Consider the following 3,669-nt stretch of genomic DNA (forward strand, 5'->3'; position numbering starts at 1 on the left):
TGCCGACGACACCAGCCCCGACGTGGGGATCCAGTACGCCCACGACCCGGAGAACACCGAGCGGCAGCAGATGGTCGTACAGCGCCCGGCGCACCGGGTCGGCCAGGGCTCCGATCGCAGCAGCCCGCTGCTCGGCCGGTCGAGCTGCCGGGCGCTCCCCCGGGGCGTCGGCTGGCGTCTGGTCCACCCACCCACCCTCTATCAGAGACGACCCTTGACGCAACACTGCCGCGGTTCTACTGTCAATGAATCACTCTGTTAGAAAGGTGTGAGCACCATGGCTCTCCTCCACCGCTCCCAGCGCGACGACCCCCTCGAGGCGCCGGCAGGGCCGCTCCCGGGTGGCGCCGAGCAGGCGTTCTGGCTGCTGCGCGCGGCGTTCACGGTGGCGCCGATCCTGTTCGGTCTGGACAAGTTCGCCAACGTCCTGGTCGACTGGCCGGCCTACCTGGCGCCGTGGGTCGACGGGATCGTCCCCGGCACCGCCCAGCAGGCGATGTGGGCCGTCGGCGTGGTCGAGGTCGTGGCCGGCCTCGTCGTCGCGTGGCGACCGGTGATCGGTGGCGTCCTGGTCGCGCTGTGGCTGGCGGGCATCATCGTCAACCTGGTCTCCACGGGCAGCTACCTGGACGTGGCGCTACGCGACGTCGGCCTGCTCGCCGGGGCACTGGCGCTGGCGTTGCTGGCCCGGTCCCGCACCGAGCGGGAACCGGTCACCGGGTGAGCAGGAGCTAGGAGGGCAGCAGGTCCTCCAGCAGCGCCACGTCCCGCAGCAGCCGGACGGCCGAGCGCAGCAGCGGCAACGCCGCCATGGCCCCGCTGCCCTCACCCAGGCGCAGGCCCAGGTCGAGCACCGGCTCCAGGTCCAGCGCGGCCAGCGCGTGGGCCTGCGCCGGCTCGGGCGAACGGTGACCGGCGGCGAACCAAGCGCGCACCCCCGGTGCCAGCGACTCGGCGACCAGCGCCTCCGCCACACTGATGGCGCCGTCCAGGAGCACCGGCACGCCGGCCCGGGCCGCGCCCAGCTGGATCCCCGCCGCGACCGCAAGGTCGGGGGAGCCGAGCGCGGCCAGCCGGGCCAGCGGGTCGGTGACCCCGGCCGCGCGGTCCACCGCCCGCTGCACGACCGTGGCCTTGCGGGCCCGCCCCGCCTCGTCCAGCCCGCTGCCGGGCCCGGTCACCTCGGCGGCGGGCAGGTCGAGCAGGTGGGCGACCAGCGCGGCGGCGGGTGTGGTGTTGCCGCTGCCCAGGTCGCCGACGACGAGCAGCTGGGCGCCGGCCGCGACCTCCTCGGCGGCGACCCGCTCACCCACCGCGAGCGCCTCCCGGGTCGCGTCCAGGGACGCCGCGTCCTCGACGTCGATGGCCCCGCAGGACCGGCCCAGCTTGTGGGCCCGCACCTCGGCGGGCACGTCGGCGAGGTCGTCGTCGACGCTGATGTCAAGGACCCGCACCGGGACGCCGTGCTGGGCGGCGAGCACGCTCATGCCGGCGACGCCACTGACCAGCGCCCGCACCATCGCCGGCGTCACCGCGGCGGGGTAGGCCGAGACCCCCGACCGCACCACGCCGTGGTCCCCCGCAGGGACCACGGCACGGACCCGCTGCAGCGGCTCCGGCGGGCAGCTGCCCTGGCAGGCGGCCAGCCAGGCACCGAGGTGCTGCAGCCGACCCAGCGCCCCGGCCGGCGTGGCCAGCGCGGCGAACCGCTGCAGCGCCTCGGCGCGCGCACGCTCCGACGGCGGCGGCACCGGGACCGGGTGCCACCGCGTCGCCGGGGAGTCGGGCACGCGCGCGGGCTGCTCGGAGGGGACCGTCACGGTCGGCGATCATGCCACGCCGGCCCTGGCCACGGGCCGCGGTCAGTAGTCGCGACCGCCCGCGGAGCCGCCGTCGTCGTCCTCCTCCCCCGGCATGGTCTGGATCGGCTCGCCGGCGGGGTCGACCACCCACCAGACGTCGTTGACACCCTGGCCGTTGACGTCACCGGACCCCATGTCCTGGGCGAAGTAGTACAGCGGCCAGTCGCCGTAGGTGGCCTGCACGGTGCCGTCGGAGCGCTCGATCGAGCCGAGCAGCGAGTCGTCGACGCCCTCACCGGCGGTGGGCTCGCCCTCCAGCGGCGGCCAGGCCTCCAGACAGTCGTCCTCACAGACGCTCTGGCCCGGCGAGTCCTGCGTGAACAGGTAGAGGGTCATCCCGTCCTCGTCGACCAGGATCGTCCCGAGCTCGGTCTCGGCCGCGGTGACCTCGGGGCCCTCGCCGGTCCCCTCGGTGGCGCCACCGGTCTCCTCGGTGGCCTCGGCGGTCTCCTCGGCGGTCTCCTCGGGGGCCTCGCCGGTCTCCGCCGGTGCCTCGCCGCCCGGCGCGGCGTCGTCCTCCTCGCCCTGCCCGCAGCCGGCCAGGGCGCCGGCGAGCAGCAGCGCGGCCGCGGCGGCACCGGTAGCGTGACGGATGTGGCTGTGCATGCTTCCTCCCACTGGGGGACGTGACAGCGATGCCGTGGCGGCGCCGGCGTCCCGCCGCTGACCGGGCACCGTCCTCGGAGCCCGCTGGCTGGGTGTCCTCGGGCTCACCGGTGGTACGACCGGCGGCGACCAGGAGATTGCCGCCCCGGTCGCAGCCAATCCCCCGGCCGGTCCCGGACGTATCCCCTCCCGTGGAGCTGTCGCGCGCGGACCGGGCCGCCGACGTGGCGCTCGTGCAGGGCCTGGCGGTCGACGACGAGCCGGCGACCCGGGCGTTCGTGCACCGGTTCCAGTCCGCGGTGTACGGGACCGCGCTGTCCATCACCCGTGACCCCGCCACCGCCGAGGACGTCGCCCAGGAGGCGTTCGTCAAGGCCTGGCGGGCAGCCGACGGCTACGACCCGCGCCGCGCCTCGCCGCTGACCTGGCTGCTGGCCATCACCCGCAACGCCGCCATCGACGCGGTGCGCGCCCGGCGGACCCGGCCGGCGGATCCCACCGAGCGGGAGGAGCTGGACCGCCTGCTGCAGGACACCCTGGCGCCCGGCCCGGACGACCCCCAGGAGGTGGTGGTCCGCCGGTCCGAGGGCGAGCAGGCCGCGGCCCGGCTGCGTACGCTCAGCCCGGAGCAGGCCAGGGCGGTGGTCCTTGCCGTCGTGGCCGGCCGCACCGCCGCCGAGGTAGCGGCGCACGAGGGTATCCCGCTCGGCACCGCCAAGACCCGGATCAGGGACGGCCTGCGCCGGCTGCGGCGGGTGGCACCGCCGGGCACTGAACCCGGTGAACCCGGTGACCCGGGAGAGACCGAGAGCAGCGGGCCCCGCAGCACCGGGAGCGCCCGGAGAGGAGGGACGCCGTGACCAAGCCCCACCTGCAGGAGGACGTTCTCGTCGAGCTCGCGCTCGGGCAGCTGTCCGGCCCGGAGCGCTCCCACGCCCTCGGTCACGTGGCCGGCTGCCCCTCCTGCCGCCGCGCCCTGGACGAGGTCGTCGCCGCCGTGGACCTGGTGCTGCCGGCCACTCCCCCGGCCGACCCGCCCGCCGGCCTCGACGAGGCGGTGCTGAACCGCACGGTGGGGTCCGTGCCCGCCTCGGCCCACCGGACGCGCCCGCGCTGGCCGCTGCCGGTCGCGTCGGACAGGTCCACGTTCTCGGACGGGTCGTCCTCGTCGGCGACCCGCTCCAGCAGCTCTTGGGTGGTG

Annotated in this window: 5 protein-coding genes and 1 pseudogene; 3 read left to right on the forward strand and 3 right to left on the reverse strand. The window is 75.9% G+C overall.

Annotated elements, in window-relative coordinates:
• The coding region (locus GFJ45_RS15595; protein ID WP_153398883.1) for a hypothetical protein at nt 1–187 on the reverse strand (187 nt) is incomplete at its 3' end.
• Between the two features lie 90 nt (nt 188–277).
• Here GFJ45_RS15595 and GFJ45_RS15600 point away from each other — a divergent pair.
• A complete protein-coding gene (locus GFJ45_RS15600; RefSeq protein WP_228387183.1) occupies nt 278–724 on the forward strand; it encodes a hypothetical protein in 447 nt (148 codons plus the stop codon).
• A 7-nt stretch (nt 725–731) separates the two neighbouring features.
• Here the strand turns inward: GFJ45_RS15600 and cobT are convergent, their stop codons facing one another.
• Both cobT and GFJ45_RS15610 read right to left on the reverse strand, forming a co-directional pair.
• Nucleotides 732–1,820, reverse strand: coding sequence for a nicotinate-nucleotide--dimethylbenzimidazole phosphoribosyltransferase (gene cobT, locus GFJ45_RS15605; RefSeq protein ID WP_228387184.1), 1,089 nt, complete (start codon nt 1,818–1,820; stop codon nt 732–734).
• A gap of 42 nt (nt 1,821–1,862) precedes the next feature.
• Nucleotides 1,863–2,468 (reverse strand): COG4315 family predicted lipoprotein, encoded by a 606-nt coding sequence (locus tag GFJ45_RS15610; protein ID WP_153398886.1) that lies wholly within the window; start codon nt 2,466–2,468, stop codon nt 1,863–1,865.
• Between the two features lie 191 nt (nt 2,469–2,659).
• Here GFJ45_RS15610 and GFJ45_RS15615 point away from each other — a divergent pair, with 191 nt between their 5' ends.
• Together GFJ45_RS15615 and GFJ45_RS15620 are read left to right on the forward strand one after the other, a co-directional pair.
• Complete coding sequence (locus GFJ45_RS15615; protein ID WP_228387186.1) at nt 2,660–3,328, forward strand: RNA polymerase sigma factor; 669 nt, start codon at nt 2,660–2,662, stop codon at nt 3,326–3,328.
• Nucleotides 3,325–3,669: pseudogene (locus GFJ45_RS15620) on the forward strand (hypothetical protein); the annotation flags it as partial. The gene GFJ45_RS15615 and the pseudogene GFJ45_RS15620, both read left to right, overlap by 4 nt.

Origin of the sequence: Ornithinicoccus halotolerans, assembly GCF_009602535.1 — a bacterium.
GTDB lineage: Bacteria > Actinomycetota > Actinomycetes > Actinomycetales > Dermatophilaceae > Ornithinicoccus > Ornithinicoccus halotolerans.

What these genes read in the sequence shown, in the direction of transcription:
- GFJ45_RS15610 (WP_153398886.1), bottom strand. Translation starts at nt 2,468, where the DNA reads ATGCACAGCCACATCCGTCACGCTACCGGTGCCGCCGCGGCCGCGCTG.
- GFJ45_RS15600 (WP_228387183.1), top strand. Translation starts at nt 278, where the DNA reads ATGGCTCTCCTCCACCGCTCCCAGCGCGACGACCCCCTCGAGGCGCCG.